General features: G+C 63.6%; 11 protein-coding genes. 2 read left to right on the top strand and 9 right to left on the bottom strand.

The genetic code is table 11. The annotated features are described in order from the left end of the window. Positions 1 to 27: 27 nt before the first annotated feature. The 3 genes from treS to SIL87_RS18665 all read right to left on the bottom strand — a co-directional run bounded on the left by treS (position 28) and on the right by SIL87_RS18665 (position 7,425). Positions 28 to 2,601: a maltose alpha-D-glucosyltransferase gene (gene treS, locus SIL87_RS18675; RefSeq protein WP_319615651.1), complete on the bottom strand. Its 2,574-nt coding sequence runs from the start codon at positions 2,599 to 2,601 to the stop codon at positions 28 to 30. Continuing rightward, positions 2,598 to 5,717, bottom strand: a complete 3,120-nt coding sequence (locus tag SIL87_RS18670) for an alpha-1,4-glucan--maltose-1-phosphate maltosyltransferase (RefSeq protein WP_319615650.1) — start codon at positions 5,715 to 5,717, stop codon at positions 2,598 to 2,600. The genes treS and SIL87_RS18670 overlap by 4 nt, the downstream gene beginning before the upstream one ends. A 223-nt stretch (positions 5,718 to 5,940) precedes the next feature. After that, on the bottom strand, positions 5,941 to 7,425 hold the full coding sequence (locus SIL87_RS18665) for an amidase (protein WP_319615649.1): 1,485 nt from the start codon (positions 7,423 to 7,425) through the stop codon (positions 5,941 to 5,943). Positions 7,426 to 7,622: 197 nt separating this feature from the next. Here SIL87_RS18665 and SIL87_RS18660 point away from each other — a divergent pair, with 197 nt between their 5' ends. Next, positions 7,623 to 8,795 carry an IS4 family transposase gene (locus SIL87_RS18660; RefSeq protein WP_319612376.1) on the top strand — a complete coding sequence of 391 codons (1,173 nt, stop codon included), beginning with the start codon at positions 7,623 to 7,625 and terminating at the stop codon, positions 8,793 to 8,795. On the opposite strand, the gene SIL87_RS18655 is transcribed toward SIL87_RS18660, so the two are convergent. From SIL87_RS18655 to SIL87_RS18635, 5 genes are all read right to left on the bottom strand, one after another. Beyond that, positions 8,788 to 9,663, bottom strand: coding sequence for a branched-chain amino acid ABC transporter permease (locus tag SIL87_RS18655; protein WP_319615648.1), 876 nt, complete (start codon positions 9,661 to 9,663; stop codon positions 8,788 to 8,790). The genes SIL87_RS18660 and SIL87_RS18655 overlap by 8 nt on opposite strands. Further along, positions 9,663 to 10,550, bottom strand: a complete 888-nt coding sequence (locus SIL87_RS18650) for a branched-chain amino acid ABC transporter permease (protein WP_319615647.1) — start codon at positions 10,548 to 10,550, stop codon at positions 9,663 to 9,665. The genes SIL87_RS18655 and SIL87_RS18650 overlap by 1 nt, the downstream gene beginning before the upstream one ends. Before the next feature lie 199 nt (positions 10,551 to 10,749). After that, entirely contained in the window at positions 10,750 to 11,982 is a 1,233-nt protein-coding gene (locus SIL87_RS18645; RefSeq protein WP_319615646.1) for an ABC transporter substrate-binding protein, read from the bottom strand. A 22-nt stretch (positions 11,983 to 12,004) separates the two neighbouring features. Then, positions 12,005 to 12,697: an ABC transporter ATP-binding protein gene (locus SIL87_RS18640; RefSeq protein WP_319615645.1), complete on the bottom strand. Its 693-nt coding sequence runs from the start codon at positions 12,695 to 12,697 to the stop codon at positions 12,005 to 12,007. Beyond that, positions 12,690 to 13,448, bottom strand: a complete 759-nt coding sequence (locus SIL87_RS18635; protein ID WP_319615644.1) for an ABC transporter ATP-binding protein — start codon at positions 13,446 to 13,448, stop codon at positions 12,690 to 12,692. Before SIL87_RS18635 ends, SIL87_RS18640 begins: the two co-directional genes overlap by 8 nt. 248 nt (positions 13,449 to 13,696) lie before the next feature. On the opposite strand from SIL87_RS18635, the gene SIL87_RS18630 reads away from it, so the two are divergent. Continuing rightward, positions 13,697 to 14,701: an NADP-dependent oxidoreductase gene (locus SIL87_RS18630; protein ID WP_319615643.1), complete on the top strand. Its 1,005-nt coding sequence runs from the start codon at positions 13,697 to 13,699 to the stop codon at positions 14,699 to 14,701. 134 nt (positions 14,702 to 14,835) lie between these two features. On the opposite strand, the gene SIL87_RS18625 is transcribed toward SIL87_RS18630, so the two are convergent. Beyond that, on the bottom strand, positions 14,836 to 15,780 hold the full coding sequence (locus SIL87_RS18625) for a LysR family transcriptional regulator (protein WP_319615642.1): 945 nt from the start codon (positions 15,778 to 15,780) through the stop codon (positions 14,836 to 14,838). Positions 15,781 to 15,856 lie beyond the last annotated feature (76 nt).

The following is a 15,856-nucleotide window of genomic DNA, read 5'->3' as shown; positions in this document are numbered from 1 at the left end:
CGCCCTATTTTCCAGACATCAGGTTGCTCAATCGGCGGCGAACGGCAGATACCCCGCCATCGCATCCGCCTCGCCCGCCTCGTCGAGTTCGGTATGGATGGCTGTGTCAACCGCGCGTGACACGGTATCGAGGGTCCATTGCCAGGCATCGCCCTGATTGCGCACGAAGCGCTGCGCCACGATCAGCGTATGCCCCACGCCTTCGGCATCCACCCGCACCACCTCGCCGAGCAGCGCCGGGGTGTTGGCATATCCGGCTTCGGTCAGGAACCGGGTCATCTCGGTCTCGGGATGAATCCCGCCCTCGATCCGCCGCAGCACCTTGATCACCGCGGTATCCCCCACGATCATGGAACTGTTGGATTGCTCGGCGGAAAACCGCCGGATCTCCGCCTCCTTCATGTCCTCCAGCTCGTCGATCTGCGAGGTCGGCAGGAATTTGATCTCGCCATCCGAAACCGCCAGCGTGGTCCGCGCCTTCAGCCCGGCGATGATGTTGCGCGGCAGCGCATCGATCGCGAAGGCATCGGTCAGATACCCGACCCGGCGATGATGGCGGATGCGGGCGAGCGCAAGCTGCTGCACCATCGGGTTCGAGGGCATGTCGTCCCAACTCACCGCCAGCGGCACCTGATAGGTCTGCACCGAGCCGCCGACCTCGACATTGACCTCCGCCAGCAGCACCCCGGCGGTCTCGTTGCCGACGATATCGGCCCGCCCCAGCGTCGCCGACGTGATTTTCCGGTCCTTGGCGGCAAACCAGCGCCGCCGCGCGAGGTAATTCGGCAGGCTCTCGGTCTCCAGGATCGCACGGGTCTCGCGATTGAGCAGGTCGGACAAGCCGTTGCGCATCACCAGCGTCGCGAATTCCGGCAGCGGCTCCGAAGGCTGGATCCGCCAGCTCGGCAGCGCCGCCTCGGTGGCGAGGCTGAACCAATAGAACGCATAGGGCGGCAGGGTCAGCATATAGGGTAGCTGCCCGACCGGCGGGAACGGCGAGCCGCCGACCAGATCGACCGGAATCCGGTGTTCGAACGCCGAAAGATCGAGTTCCACCGCCTGCGCGATCCGCGAGAGGTTATAGACGCACAAAATCGTCTCGTCGCGCCCCTCGGCATCGGTCAACTCGCGCAGATACGCGAGCACCTTGCGATTGCCCGGATATAAAAACCGCAGCGACCCCCGCCCGAACGAACGATGCCGCTTGCGCACCGCGAGCATCCGCCGCGTCCAGTTCAGCAGCGAATGGGCATCCGCCGCCTGCGCCTCGACGTTGACCGCCTGATAGCCGTAAATCGGGTCCATGATCGGCGGCAGCACCAGTTGCGCCGGATCGACCCGCGAAAATCCGCCATTGCGGTCGGGCGACCATTGCATCGGCGTGCGCACCCCGTCGCGATCGCCGAGATGGATGTTATCGCCCATGCCGATCTCGTCGCCGTAATAGATCACCGGCGTCCCCGGCATCGAGAACAGCAGCCCGTTCATCAGCTCGATCCGCCGCCGGTCATGCTCCAGCAGGGGCGCCAGCCGCCGCCGGATACCGAGGTTGAGCCGCGCCCGGCGATCGGCGGCGTAGGTCTCCCACAGATAATCGCGTTCGGAATCGGTCACCATTTCCAGCGTCAGCTCGTCATGGTTGCGCAGAAAAATCGCCCATTGGCAGGCTTCCGGCACCGCCGGGGTCTGGCGCATGATGTCCGAGATCGGAAACCGGTCCTCCTGCGCGATGGCCATGTACATGCGCGGCATCAGCGGAAAATGAAACGACATGTGGCACTCATCGCCATCGCCGAAATACTGCTGCGCATCCTCCGGCCACTGATTGGCTTCGGCGAGCAGCATCCGCCCCGGCGCATGGGCGTCCATCGCGGCGCGGATCTGCTTCAATATCGCATGGGTCTCGGGCAGGTTCTCGTTGTTGGTCCCCTCGCGCTCGATCAGATAGGGCACGGCGTCGAGCCGCAGCCCGTCCACCCCGAGGTCGAGCCAGAACCGCATGACGCCGAGAACTTCCTGCAGCACGCGGGGATTATCGAAATTCAGGTCCGGCTGATGGCTGTAGAACCGGTGCCAGTAATACGCCCCGGCCACCGGGTCCCAGGTCCAGTTCGATTTCTCGGTGTCGAGAAAAATGATGCGGGTACCATCGTATTTGTGATCGTTGTCCGACCACACATAATAGTCCCGCGCCGCCGAGCCGGGTTTGCTGGCCCGCGCCTTCTGAAACCACGGATGCTGATCGGAAGTATGATTGATCACCAGTTCGGTGATCACCCGGATATCCCGCCGGTGCGCCGCCTCGATCAGCCGCTTGAGGTCGCTCAGCGTGCCGTATTCCTCATGCACCGCCCGATAGGCGCTGATGTCGTAGCCATCGTCGCGCCGGGGCGAGGGATAGAACGGCAGCAGCCAGATCGCGGTGACCCCGAGTTCCGCAATATAATCGAGCTTCTCCATCAGCCCGACGAAATCGCCCACCCCGTCATTGTTCTTGTCGAAGAACGACTTGACGTGAACCTGATAGATCACCGCATCCTTGTACCAGAGCGGATCGGCATCCTTGAAGGACGGGGTTGCGAATTTTCCGAGTTTTTTCATGAGCGCACCCGCCAGATGCAGTAAGGCATTTCCTGAGGATTGAAACCGACGATCTGGCGCTTGCCGTGCCAGACGAAACTTACCCCGCGCGCCAGATCCTCGGCCTGCAGGTCGCCATCGTCGCCGAGCCCGAACCGCCACAGCGGCAGTTCGATCTCGGCGGTCTGCATCGCGAACGGATCGAGGCTGATCGCAACCAGCAGCACGTTGCTGCGATCGTGATTGGCCTTCTCGAAATACAGCACCCGGTCGTTCGAGCACGGCAGGAACGTGACGCCGAGATGCGAATGCAGCGCCGGGTTCTGCCGGCGGATGTGGTTCAACGCGGTAATCTCGGCCACGATATTGCCGGGACGGTCATGATCCCATGCCCGCATCTGGTATTTCTCGGAATCGAGATATTCCTCCCGCCCCGGCAGCGCCGCCGCCTCGCACAGTTCGAAGCCGTTATAAACCCCCCACAGCCCGGAAAGCGTCGCCGCCAGCGCCGCCCGCAGCATGAACCCGGGCCGCCCCGAGGATTGCAGGAATACCGGATTGATATCCGGCGTATTGACGAATAAATGCGGCCGGAAAAAATCGCGCGGCGCCGTGGTGGTCAGCTCGACGATATAGTCGCGCAGTTCCGCCGCGGTATTGCGCCAGGTGAAATAAGTATAGGATTGCGAAAACCCGATCTTCGCCAGCCGGTACATCACCTTGGGCCGCGTGAAGGCTTCCGCCAGAAACATCACCTCCGGATTGCGCCCGCGAATATCCCCGATCATCCACTCCCAGAACGGCAGCGGCTTGGTGTGCGGATTATCGACCCGGAAAATCCGCACCCCCTGCTTGACCCAGAATGCCACCACATCGCGCAGCGCCACCCACAGAGCGGGCATCGCGCCCTCGGCGTAGAAATCGACGTTGACGATATCCTCGTATTTCTTCGGCGGATTTTCCGCGTAGCGGATCGTCCCGTCCGGCCGCCAGTCGAACCACTCCGGATGCTCACGCAGCCACGGATGATCCGGCGCGCACTGGATCGCGAAATCCAGCGCAATCTCGATCCCCTGCGCCTCTGCCGCCGCGAGCAGCCGGCGGAAATCCTCGAACCCGCCGAGCTGCGGATGGATCGCGGTATGCCCGCCCTCCGCCGAGCCGATCGCATAGGGGCTGCCCGGATCGGTCTCGTTCGGCGTCAGGCTGTTATTGCGCCCCTTGCGGTTCCTGCTCCCGATCGGGTGGATCGGCGGGAAATACAGCACGTCGAACCCCATCGCCCTGATCCGCGGCAACTGGCCGATCACGTCGTCGAACGTCCCGTGCTCCGCCTCGGACCGTCCCTGACTGCGCGGAAAAATCTCGTACCAGCTGGCAAACCCCGCCCGGGTCCGTTCGGCATCGATCGGGATCACCGGCTCCAGCCGCAACAGCGAATGCCGGGTCTCGATCGCGCGCATCAGCGCAACCGTCGCCGGATCCGTCAGCAGACCGAGCCGCTCGCCCTCCGCCTCGGTTGCCAGCACCGCAGCCAGAACCCCGGCCAGCCCGGCATGATCCGCCGCCCCGGTCTGGCTCACCGCCGCCTCGACCAGATTGGTGCCCTCGATCAGTTCGAGCGCAATCGCCACCCCCGCCGCATGTTTCTTGACCACTTCATCGACGAACGCACCATACCGGTCGATCCAGGTCTCGATACTCACCTGATACCGCCCGAGCCTGGTCAGTTGCAGCGCGGCGCTCCACCGGTCGTTCCCCGCCGGGGTCATCGCCGCGCGCTGCCAGTCCGTCTCATCCGCTTCCCGCCAGACCAGATCCGCCGCCAGCCTGCCATGCCCGTCGCAGATCAGATCGGCCTCGACGGTCACGATCTCGCCCACGATCCGCTTGACCGGAAACCGCCCGCCCTCCACGCACGGCGTCACCGCCTCGATCGCGATGCGCGGCCATTTGATCGCGGTCTTCGCGGGCGTCAGCATCCGCGCCGGTCGCAACACCGGTCGCGGCGATGCGGTTTCCACGATCAGCACGCCCGTCTCATCCGTCGCCATATCCTCTCCCGCCGCAATGTCCCCGCAAGCCGCCCCGAGCCCGATCCGCAATTCATCCACCGCGACCGGCGCAACCCCGCGTGCCAAGGCCAGAATCAACCCCGTCCGTTCCCGGTCCAGCCGCGCGAACACCGCAACCGCCGCCCCCGGCACCGATCCGATCCGCACCCGTCCGTGAAACAAGCCCCGATGCGCCCGCCGTAACCGGTTGACCTCGCCGATCGCCGCGCGATTTTCCGTGCTCAGCGCCCCGTTCATGATCCATAACGCGCCGAGAAACCCGGCCAGCGTCACATCCCGCCGTCCCGGCGCCGCCACCTCACCCGGCGGTTCAGCCAGCGTAGCGACGGCCCCGATCGCCCCCACCCGTTCGAGATCATCCCCGAGCCACGTCGCCCGCCCATCCCACCAGCACGACGAACTCAGCGCGTAATCGAACCCGCTATCGCGCAGCGCCGAAATCTCCCCGGGCCGCGCGCCGAACACACTCGCGATGAACCGGCAGTCCGGATGCCGCCCCCGCGCCGCCGCGATCAGCCGGGCCCACACCGTCCCGGGCACCACATGCGCCGCCGCGCAGACAAACCCGTCAATCCCGCACTCCTGCCACAGCGCCAGCCGCTCATCCCACCAATCCACCACCGGATCGGAATCCGACAGGTAACAGAACGAGGCGCCCGCCGCCGCATGCGCAAACCACGCGGGATAAGCAGCAGTCAGCGCCGCATCCCCGGCCACCCGGTCGAGCCCGGCCTCCATCACCACCGACAAATCCAGCGCGTGCGCCGCCCCGGCGAGGCCGCGCAGCACCGCCATCGCCTCGCCCGCACCCTCGATCCGGTCATGATCGGCAACCAGCCCCGATCCATCCCGCCCCGTTGCGAATGGCGAGGCCAGCAGAACGCCCTCGAACCCAAGCTCCACGGCTTCACCGAGAACCCGGTCCCAATCGGCAATCCCGCTCGTTTTGATGTCAACACGATAAAGCGCCGTGCCCACCGGTCGCGTCGGCGTCACCGCCGTATCATGCGACTGCGCCGCAGCAGGCGAGGTCGTGCTGGTCATGACGATCTGCTCATCCATGCTGGACTCTCTCCCTGCAGCCGGTGACGGCCTGAATTCCGGTTCCGAATCAACACCGAATCGCCTTCGGCCCCGATTTCGCGACGCAGTCCAGCGCCCTGTTCCGGTCCGGGCGCACCCTCATCGTTGCCGCACCTCCGACCGTCTCGGATGTGGGCAGGTCCCGCTGCATGTTCAAGGCAATACCGCGTGCCGCGCCTCACGCGGCGGCAACCGTTCCGCTTCAGTGACGAACCGGCATGCGCCCCGCCCAGGGTGCGGCGCGTTCGAGCTGCCCCGCCAGTCGCAACAGCATCGCCTCCGCCCCGAACCGCGCCACGAACTGCACCCCTACCGGCATCCCGTCCGCCCCGACATGCAACGGCACCGACATCGCGGGAACAAAGGTCAGGTTGGCCAACTGGGTGAACGGCGTCCTCTCCAGATTCCTGAACGCCAGATCATCGACGATCCCCGATTTCATCAGAACCTTGCCCACCCCCAGCCGGTCGATCAGTCCGGCGATCGCCTGCATCCGCTTCGGCGTATCAAGCTCGCCGATCCGCGCCGCCCCCAGCGCCGTGGTCGGGGTCAGAAACAGATCATAACGCTCATGAAACGCCGCCAGCTTGCGCGCAAATCCGTTCCAATGCTCCCGGAGCGCGACATACTCCCCCGCCGACATCGCACGCCCGAGCAACGCCAACGCCCTGGTATCGGCATGAAACGCCGAGGATGCACACCCGGTCTCGCGCCGGATACGCGCCGTCATCGCCGCGACATGCCCGAAATACAGCCCCATGTAACACCGCGCGAGCAGTTCGCCGTCGATATCCGGTGCCGCCTCCTCGACCACATGCCCGAGCCCTTCGAGCAGCCTCGCCGCCCCTGCGACCGCCGCGACCATCTCCGCATCCACCCGTCCCCCGACCGGCGAGCGCGTCGAAAACCCGATCCGCAATCGCCCCGGTTCGGCATCCACCTCTGCCGCAAAGGGCCGCGCCGGTGGTGCGATCACGAACGGATCGCCCGGCTCCGCCCCCGCCAGCACATCTAGCATCGCCGCCGAATCCCGCACCGAACGCGTGAGCACATGGGTGCACACCGCGCCCTCCCACCCCTCGCCGATCGAGGGGCCTTCCGAAACCCGCCCGCGCGACGGCTTCAGCCCGAACAAACCGCAATACGACGCCGGAATCCGGATCGATCCGCCCCCGTCCGACGCCCCGGCCATCGGCAGATACCCCGCCGCAACCGCCGCCGCCGCCCCGCCGGATGACCCGCCGGGCGTGCGTTCGAGATTCCACGGACTGCGGGTATCGCCGTGCAGCACGGTTTCGGTGGTTGCCTTGAGGCCTAACTCCGGTGTCGTGGTCGACCCGATGATGACAAACCCGGCTTCCCGCACCCGCCGGACATAGGCGCATGTCGTGCGCGCCACATGATCCTTCAGCGCCAGCGTCCCCATGGTCATGGTCACGCCGGCATCCTCCTGGAAAATATCCTTGAGCAGAAACGGCACCCCCGCAAACGGCCCACCGGGCACCACCCCGCGCGCCACCTCCGCCCGTGCCCGTTCGCGCAGATCGACCGCAATGGCGTTGATCCCCGCCTCCGCCCGGTCGATCCGCGCCAGCGTCGCCTCCAGCAATTCCGCAGCCGAAATCTCCCCCGCCGCGATCAGCGCCGCCAGCCCCACCGCATCGCGGTCCCGAAGCTCCTCGATCATCCGGTGCCTCCTAAAGCGAGAGTTTCAGCTTCGCCCCCAACTCACCGATAATCCCCCGGCGGAACGCAAGCACGCAGGCAATGAAAATAACGCCCTGAATGACCTCAGGAATCCCCCCATTTTCCATAGGTCCAGGTATTGCGCCGATTCGCTGCGATTCTCTACCAAGCGTTGGAATGCATGGATGAGGGTGGATCATGGGAATTGCAGCATCGAAAAAGCGTGATGGTGGGCGGTTGAAGGACATCCGCGCATTCATTGACGAGTTGTATGCCCACGATCTCCACGCCAAACGCGTTGACTCCCTGTCTGCTGCGACACTGGGCGTGATGACCGGCGCGTCGCTCGCCGTCGCGATGATCGGTCAGGCGTTGGCACAGGCGCGCGGGCTGGTGACCAAGCACGCGATCAAGCAGGTTGATCGCATGCTCAGTAACGAGAGTATCGACGTCTGGGAAAGCTTCGCCCGTTGGGTACCGCATCTGGTGGGTTCGCAGACCGACATCGTCGTTGCCATGGACTGGACGGATTTCGACGGCGACGATCAGGCAACGTTGGCGCTCAACCTGGTGAGCAAGCATGGCCGGGCGATGCCTCTGTTGTGGCTGTCGATGTGGAAAGAGGAATTGAAAGATCAGCGCAACGCCATCGAGGATACTTGCCTGCGCCGCCTGTCGGAGGTTGTCCCGCCCGGCTGCCGCGTGACCATCCTGGCCGACCGCGGCTTCGGTGACCACAAGCTGTTCGCGTATCTTACGGAGCTTGGCTTTGCCTATATCATTCGCTTCCGCGGCAACATCCATGTCACCGATGCCGCAGGCGAGACGCGAACCGCGGCGGACTGGGTCGGCAAATCGGGCCGGGCGCGCAAACTGCGTGGTGCGCGCGTCACCGCCTCGCACGCCTATCAGGTCGGTGCCGTGGTGTGCGTACATGCGCGTGACATGAAGGAGCCGTGGTGCCTGGCGAGCAGTGACGCCGTGGCGTCTGCAGGGACATTGATCAAGCAATATTCCCGGCGCTGGACGATCGAACCCAGCTTCAGGGACGTCAAGGATTTGCGTTTTGGGATGGGGATGGCTGAGATCCGCATCGCCGAACCAGAGCGGCGCGATCGGCTGCTGCTCATCAGCGCGTTTGCGATGGCGCTGCTGACCATGCTCGGGACGGCAGGCGAGAGCCTGGGAATGGATCGACAGCTCAAGTCCAACACTTCGAAGACCCGCTCACACTCGTTGTTCCGTCAGGGGTGCATGCTCTATGAATTGATCCCGAACATGCCGAAGCACCGGCTACTGCCCCTGATGCGGCGGTTCACGGAAATGCTGCGCAGCAGCGGCATATTCGGCAATTCCATGCCGGCTACGTAATGAGGGGATGAGTGAGCTGAATGACCGTAACCCAATCGCTGAATCCCGCCAAATAATACTGCATGGCAATAATGATCGCAGCCCCGATCAACGGCCCGTAAACCGTGCCGATCCCGCCCACCAGCACCATCAGCACGACAATGCCGGAGGTCGCGTTCCCCACGTCGGTCAACGTCGCAATCCCCATCACCAGCGCCTTCATCGCACCGGCCACCCCGGCCAGCCCCGCCGCGAGAATGAACACGATCCATTTATACTGCTCGACCCGGTAGCCCAGCGAGATCGCCCGGTTCTCGTTCTCGCGGATCGCCTTGACCACCTGCCCGAACGGCGAATGGATCACCCGGTGCACGAACACGAACCCGATCACGAACACCGCGAGCACCACCCAATAAAACTGCAAATCGTGCCCGACCGGAAAAACCCCGAACAACCTGCCGCGCGGGATGCCCTGGATCCCGTTCTCCCCGCCGGTGAAGCCGGTATCCTGCACCGCGAAAAACTCGACAAGCTGCGCCAGCGCCAAAGTCACCATCGCGAAATAGATCGTCTGCCGCCGGATCGAAAGCCAGCCGAACACCACGCCGATCGCGGCACCCACCAGCCCGCCCAGCGCGATCCCCACCTCCGGCGTCAGATGCAGCGTCTGCAGCGCATACCCCGCGATATAGCCGCCCATCCCGAAATACGCCGCCTGCCCCAGCGAGAGCAGCCCGGTATACCCGGTCAGCAAATTCGCCCCCATCGCGAACAGCGCGAAGCACATCACCTGCATCACGAAAATCGGATATGCAACGAACGGCGCCACCACCAGCACCGCCAGCATCACGGCAAATCCGATCCCCTGCGCCCGCGTGAACCCGAACATCACGCCACCCGGCCGAACAACCCGGCCGGCCGCGCCAGCAAAACCACCGCCATCACCGCAAACACCACCACCGATGAAGCCGCCGGATAAAACACCTCGGTGAACCCCTGAATGATCCCGAGCCCGAACCCGGTCAGGATCGCCCCGCCGATCGAACCCATCCCGCCGATCACCACCACCGCGAAGACGGTGTTGATTAGACTGGTCCCCATCCCCGGATTGACCGAATATAGCGGCGCCGCCAGCACCCCCGCCAACCCCGCCAGCGCCACCCCGCCCGCGAAGGTGAGCGAGATCAGCCGTGGAACATTCACCCCGAACGACTGCACCAGCGCCGGATTTTCTGTCGCCGCCCGCAACAGCGCCCCCAGCGACGTCTTCTCGATCGTGAACCACACCGCAAAACAGATCACGATCGCCGCCACCACCACGAAAGCCCGATACACCGGCAGATACATGAACCCCAGATCCAGCGTGCCCGACAGAATATCCGGCCCGTTATACGACACACCCGAACTGCCGAACCCGTTGGTGAACAACCCCTCCAGCACCAGCGCAAGGCCGAACGTGAGCAGCAACCCATACAGAATATCGAGCTTGTACGTGAACCGGATCAGCGTCCGCTCGATCAGCAGCCCGAACGCCCCCACCATCACCGGCGCCACCACCAGCGCCGGCCAATACCCGATACCCAGATAATGCAGCAAACCCCAAGTGACGAACGCCCCCACCATGAACAACGCGCCATGCGCGAAATTGATCACGTTCAGCAACCCGAAAATAATCGCCAGCCCCAGCGACAACATCGCGTAAAACGACCCGTTGATGATCCCGAGCAATAATTGCCCGAACAATAACGGCGCGGGCTTTCCGAAAATCATCATCATGGCTGCTTGGGTGTCCCTTTGCGGAAAGACGAGGCAAGGCAGAGAAAGTGCTTCTTTTTTTAAAAAAAGAAGCACAAAACTTTCTTCAATTGGAGCACGGACGTGTCAAAGGCTACGAACCAGAATAACAAAAGTTTTTTTGCTTCTTTTTTTACAAAAAAAGAAGCCTTCCTGTCTTCCGATCGCCCGCACGCCGCAATCAGGCCTTGACCAACGGGCATCCCTCGGCGGCCATCGGCATGAACGCCTTATCGGCGGGCGTCGTCGCGACCAGGTCGTAGTAATCCCATGGGCCTTTGCTTTCCGCCGGGGTTTTTACCCGGAACAGGTAGGCGTTGCACATGAACCGCCCGTCCGCACGGATCGAGGCTTTGCCGTAGGCGTCGTCATCGGTCGGCATTTTCTTCATCTGCGCGACAACGGCGGCGCCGTTCTTCACGTCCGCCATATTGTTCATGGCCTCGACGGCTTTCATGAAATGCAGCACGCCGGAGTAGCACCCGGCCTGGCCCATCGAGGGATAGTTATCCGGCGTCCGCGGCTTCACCCGTGCCATGAAGGCGCGCGTGCGGTCGTTCATGTTCCAGTAGAAGCTCTCGGTCAGGGTCAGGCCCTGGGCGATGTCGAGTCCCATGCCGTGCACGTCGTTGATGAACACGAGCAACCCGGCGATCTTCATTTTCCGGTTGATGCCGAACTGGTGCGCCTGCTTGACCAGATTGACGGTATCCTTGCCCGCACTGGCAAGGCCGAGCACATCGGCGCCCGAGGATTGCGCCTGGATCAGGAACGAGGAAAAATCGGTGGTCTGGGGAAACGGGAAATTGACGTTGCCCATTTCGGTCCCGCCCATCTGCTTGACCACGGCGGCGGTCTGTTCGTGGAGCAGGTGGCCGAAGGCATAATCGGCAGTCACAAAAAACCATTTCTTGCCGCCGGCCTTGACCATGGCCCCGCCGGTGGAATGGGAGAGCATGTAGGTATCGTAGGTCCAGTGCACCGTCTGCGCGTTGCAGAACTTGCCGGTGATTTCGGAGGATGCGGAATTGGTATTGATGTAGGCGCGGTTCTTGTCGTGCGCGACCCCTTCGATCGCGATGCCGATGGCCGAGTTCGGCACATCGATCACGAGGTCGACCCCCTGATCGTAAAACCGTTGCGCGAGCGCGGTGCCGACCGCCGGGCTCTCCTGATGATCCCCCTGCAGCACGGTCACCTCGTAGCCCTTGTCCTTCGCGCCGAAATCCGCCAGCGCCTGCTGCACGCAGGCTACCGAGGTCGGGCCGCCGATATCGCGATACGGGCCGGAAAAATCGCTGATCACCGCAATCTTGAGCGCCTTGCCCGCCGCGCGCGCCCGCCCGAGCGGCAAGCTCGCCGCCGCAACCCCGGCCGCCGCCGTGCCGATCATGGTCCGTCTTGAAATGGTCATGGATATCCTCCGGTTTCTAGGTTCATATTCCGAGCCGGCGATGCAACGCCTCGGCGCGGGCAGGCAGTTCGTGGTTCGGGATCATGTCCACCACCCGGCCATGTTCGACCAGATAGTGACGATCGGCGAGCCTGGATGCAAAGCGAAAGTTCTGTTCGACCAGCAATACAGTAAAACCCCGCCGCTTGATTTCGAGAATCATCCGGCCGATCTGCTGCACGATCACCGGGGCGAGCCCCTCGGTCGGCTCATCGAGCAACAGCAGCTTCGCCCCGGTGCGCAAAATCCGCGCGATCGCCAGCATCTGCTGCTCGCCGCCCGACAATTTCGTCCCCGGGCTGCCAGCCCGCTCGGCCAGGTTGGGAAACAAGTCATGAATATCGGCAATGCTCATTCCGCCCGGCGCAACCACCGGCGGCAGCATCAGATTCTCCGCCACACTCAGCCCCGCGAATATCCCCCGGTCCTCGGGGCAGAACCCGATCCCGGCCCGCCCGACCCTGTCCGGCCGCGCCGCGATCAACTCGGCGCCCCGAAACCGGATGCTGCCGGTGCGCCGCGCCATCAGCCCCATGATCGATTTCAGCGTGGTCGACTTGCCCGCGCCATTCCGCCCGAGCAGCGTCACGCACTCGCCCTCGCGAACCTCGAACTCCATGCCGTGCAGCACGTGGCTTTCATCGTACCAGGCGTTGAGCCCGCTCACCTCAAGCATCGGCATGGTCCGAGCCGAGATACGCCGTCACCACCGCCTCGTTCTGCGACACGCTGGCATAATCGCCCTCGGCCAGCACCCGTCCCCGCGCCAGCACCGTGATCCGGTCCGACAAGCCCGACACCACCGACAGATTATGCTCCACCATCAGGATCGTCCGCCCCACCCGCACCTGACGTATCAGCGCCACGATCCGCGCGACATCCGCCTCGGTCATCCCTGCGGTCGGCTCATCCAGCAGCATCAGCCGCGGCTCCAGCGCCAGCGTCGTCGCAATCTCCAGCGCCCGCTTGCGCCCGTACGATAGTGCCGCCGCAGGCACCGTCACGCTGTCGGACAAACCGACATCATGGAGCAACTCATGCGCACGGTCATTGTACCGCGTCAGCACCCGCTCGCCCCGCCAGAAGTCGAAATTGCCGCCCCGCGCCCGCGCCAGCGCGATCCGCACATTCTCCAGCGCCGTCATGTGCCCGAACACCGCGGAAATCTGAAAACTCCGCACCATCCCCCGCCGCGCCACCGCCGCCGGCGACAGGCCGGTGATATCCTGCCCCTCGAAACTGATGCTCCCGGCACTCGGGGCCAGAAACTTGGTCAACAGATTGAAACACGTCGTCTTGCCTGCCCCGTTCGGGCCGATCAGGGCATGAATACTGCCCGTTTCAATGGAAAGATCGACCTCCTGCACCGCCATGAAACCGCGAAAACCCTTGGACAAGCCACGCGCCTGCAGAATATACCCGGTCATTTCCCCCGTTCGCCGCCCAACATGACAGCGCCATCATCTATTGTTCATTAAAAATGACATACCTGTGATGAGCGCGCAATGGGCGGCATGGCACCGCGGCGGGCTGGACAGGACAGGAAGAAGACTTCTTTTTTGGAAAAAAGAAGCAAAAAACTTTCTGGAACCGGGCCTCGGGCGATGGTGGGGGCGTCGGCTTGCTCCCGGTTCGATCCGGGCCTACCCTTTACGTCAAACAAGGGGATCAAACCATGGATCATCAGGAAAATCGCCAGTTTCGCCTCGCGCGCCGCCCGGTCGGGCATGTCAAGCGCGAGGATTTCGAATTTCGGACCGACCCGGCACGGGCGCCCGAGGCGGGCGAAATCATGGTCGCGGTCGAATATATCTCCCTCGATCCGGCAATGCGCGGCTGGATGAACGAGGGTAAATCCTACATCCGCCCGGTCGGCCTCGGCGAGGTGATGCGCGCGGGGGCGCTCGGCACCATTCTCCAATCCAAAGCCGAAGGGTTCAGCACCGGCGATGTCGTCACCGGCGCGCTCGGCGTGCAGAGCATCGCCACCATCGCGGCGAAGGATTGCACCAAAATCGATCCGGCTCTGGCACCGAAGCCGCTGTTCCTCTCGGCCCTCGGCATGCCGGGAATGACCGCCTATTTCGGCCTGCTCGCCGTGGGCGAACCGAAGCCGGGGGAAACAATCGTCGTTTCCGGCGCGGCGGGGGCGGTGGGCGCGCTGGTCGGCCAGATCGGGAAAATCAAGGGTTGCCACGTGGTCGGTATCGCGGGGGGTGCGGAGAAATGCCGCTACATCGTCGATGAACTCGGCTTCGACGCGGCGATCGATTATAAATCCGAAAAAATCCCGGCGCGTCTGCGCGAGACCTGCCCCGAAGGCATCGATGTCTATTTCGACAATGTCGGCGGCCAGATCCTCGATGATTGCCTCGCCCAGATCAATCTGCGCGCGCGCATCGTCATCTGCGGTGCGATCTCGCAATACAATAATACCACGCCGGTCAAAGGCCCGGCCAACTACCTGTCGCTGCTGGTCAACCGCGCCCGGATGCAGGGAATGATCGTGTTCGACTACGCCGATCGCTACGCCGAAGGGGCGAAGGAAATGGCCAGCTGGCTCCGCGAGGGACGGCTGAAAAGCCGGGAAGATATCGTCGAAGGTCTCGAAACCTTCCCCGATACGCTGGGCAGATTGTTCACCGGCGAGAATTTCGGGAAGCTGATGCTCAAAGTGTAGAAGGCTTCTTTTTTGTAAAAAAGAAGCAAAAAACTTTCGCTCATTGGGGCAGCAGCCATCGAACGGCATTTGCCAAAATTAACAAAGTTTTTTTGCTTCTTTTTGTTCACAAAAAGAAGTCGTCTTCCTTCTGCCTATAGGTTCCCCGGCCGATGACCGGCGCGGGCGCAGTGTTCGATCATCCAGCTGCGGAACAGGGCGATCACCGGGTCGGCCATATCTTCGGGCCGCAGGATGAGGAAGTAGCCGTAGCCTTCGTCGATGATCGCATCGTAGGGCATGACGAGGCGGCCGGAGGCGAGTTCGGGGGCGAACAGGGTGATGTCGGTGAGGGCGATTCCGGCGCCGGACATGGCGCAGGTCACGGCATAGCTCGCGGTATCGAAGGCGAGGCCGTGATCGGTGGCGACATCAAGGCCGAGGTGGCGGACGTAGTTTGCCCACATGACGCCGCGGGCCTGGCCTTCGAGTTTGACGTGCAGGAGTTCGTTGTCGCGGAGGAAGCGTTCGAGCGGCTTGCCCTGATGCGCAGTGGCGATTTCGGGGGCGCAGACCGGGGCGACGTTGATCATCCAGAGCAGATCCGAAATCGTCTGGCTGACCTGGGGGCGGTCGTACACCACGGCGATATCGGGCTCGTCGTCCGGCATGCCGGTCCCGTTGGTCGAGGTCACGTCGATCAGGATGTCGGGGTATTCGCGGTGGAAGTATTTCAGCGCGGGGATCGCGATCTGTTGCAGAAAGCTCGGCGGCATATGGACGCGCAGGTTCCGCTGATGCGGGCCGCGCCCGCGGTTGCGGATGATCGCGTTCATTTCGCGCTCGATCGCATCGAACGAGCGGTTGATCGCGGGCAGGAGCGCCTGCCCGGCGGCGGTGAGTTCGAGCCCGTGCGGGCGGCGGATCAGCAGCGGGGTGCCGAGCAGGGTTTCGAGGGTCTGGACGTGGCGGCTGAGCGCGCTTTGCGACACATTGAGCGCCTGCCCGCCGGCGGTGAAACTGAGATGCCGCCCCACCGCCTCGAAGGCGCGCAGGGCATTGAGGGGAATCCAGCTGCGGTTGATGATGGGCTTGGCCATTGGCGCGGAGTTTTGTCGGGGTGCGGCGGGATGGCAAGGGGCCGTGGCGTCATGGCGGTATAATCTTCTTGACATT

Origin of the sequence: Acidiphilium acidophilum, from assembly GCF_033842475.1 — a bacterium.
Taxonomy (GTDB): domain Bacteria; phylum Pseudomonadota; class Alphaproteobacteria; order Acetobacterales; family Acetobacteraceae; genus Acidiphilium; species Acidiphilium acidophilum.
The sequence above is the reverse complement of the archived record's forward strand: the minus strand, read 5'-3'. Positions and strand labels throughout refer to the sequence as shown.

Excerpts from the sequence above, each read along its gene's own strand:
- SIL87_RS18625 (WP_319615642.1), bottom strand. The coding sequence starts at position 15,780 with ATGGCCAAGCCCATCATCAACCGCAGCTGGATTCCCCTCAATGCCCTG.
- SIL87_RS18630 (WP_319615643.1), top strand. The coding sequence starts at position 13,697 with ATGGATCATCAGGAAAATCGCCAGTTTCGCCTCGCGCGCCGCCCGGTC.
- SIL87_RS18640 (WP_319615645.1), bottom strand. The coding sequence starts at position 12,697 with ATGCTTGAGGTGAGCGGGCTCAACGCCTGGTACGATGAAAGCCACGTG.
- SIL87_RS18660 (WP_319612376.1), top strand. The coding sequence starts at position 7,623 with ATGGGAATTGCAGCATCGAAAAAGCGTGATGGTGGGCGGTTGAAGGAC.
- SIL87_RS18655 (WP_319615648.1), bottom strand. The coding sequence starts at position 9,663 with ATGTTCGGGTTCACGCGGGCGCAGGGGATCGGATTTGCCGTGATGCTG.
- treS (WP_319615651.1), bottom strand. The coding sequence starts at position 2,601 with ATGAAAAAACTCGGAAAATTCGCAACCCCGTCCTTCAAGGATGCCGAT.
- SIL87_RS18645 (WP_319615646.1), bottom strand. The coding sequence starts at position 11,982 with ATGACCATTTCAAGACGGACCATGATCGGCACGGCGGCGGCCGGGGTT.
- SIL87_RS18650 (WP_319615647.1), bottom strand. The coding sequence starts at position 10,550 with ATGATGATGATTTTCGGAAAGCCCGCGCCGTTATTGTTCGGGCAATTA.
- SIL87_RS18665 (WP_319615649.1), bottom strand. The coding sequence starts at position 7,425 with ATGATCGAGGAGCTTCGGGACCGCGATGCGGTGGGGCTGGCGGCGCTG.
- SIL87_RS18635 (WP_319615644.1), bottom strand. The coding sequence starts at position 13,448 with ATGACCGGGTATATTCTGCAGGCGCGTGGCTTGTCCAAGGGTTTTCGC.
- SIL87_RS18670 (WP_319615650.1), bottom strand. The coding sequence starts at position 5,717 with ATGGATGAGCAGATCGTCATGACCAGCACGACCTCGCCTGCTGCGGCG.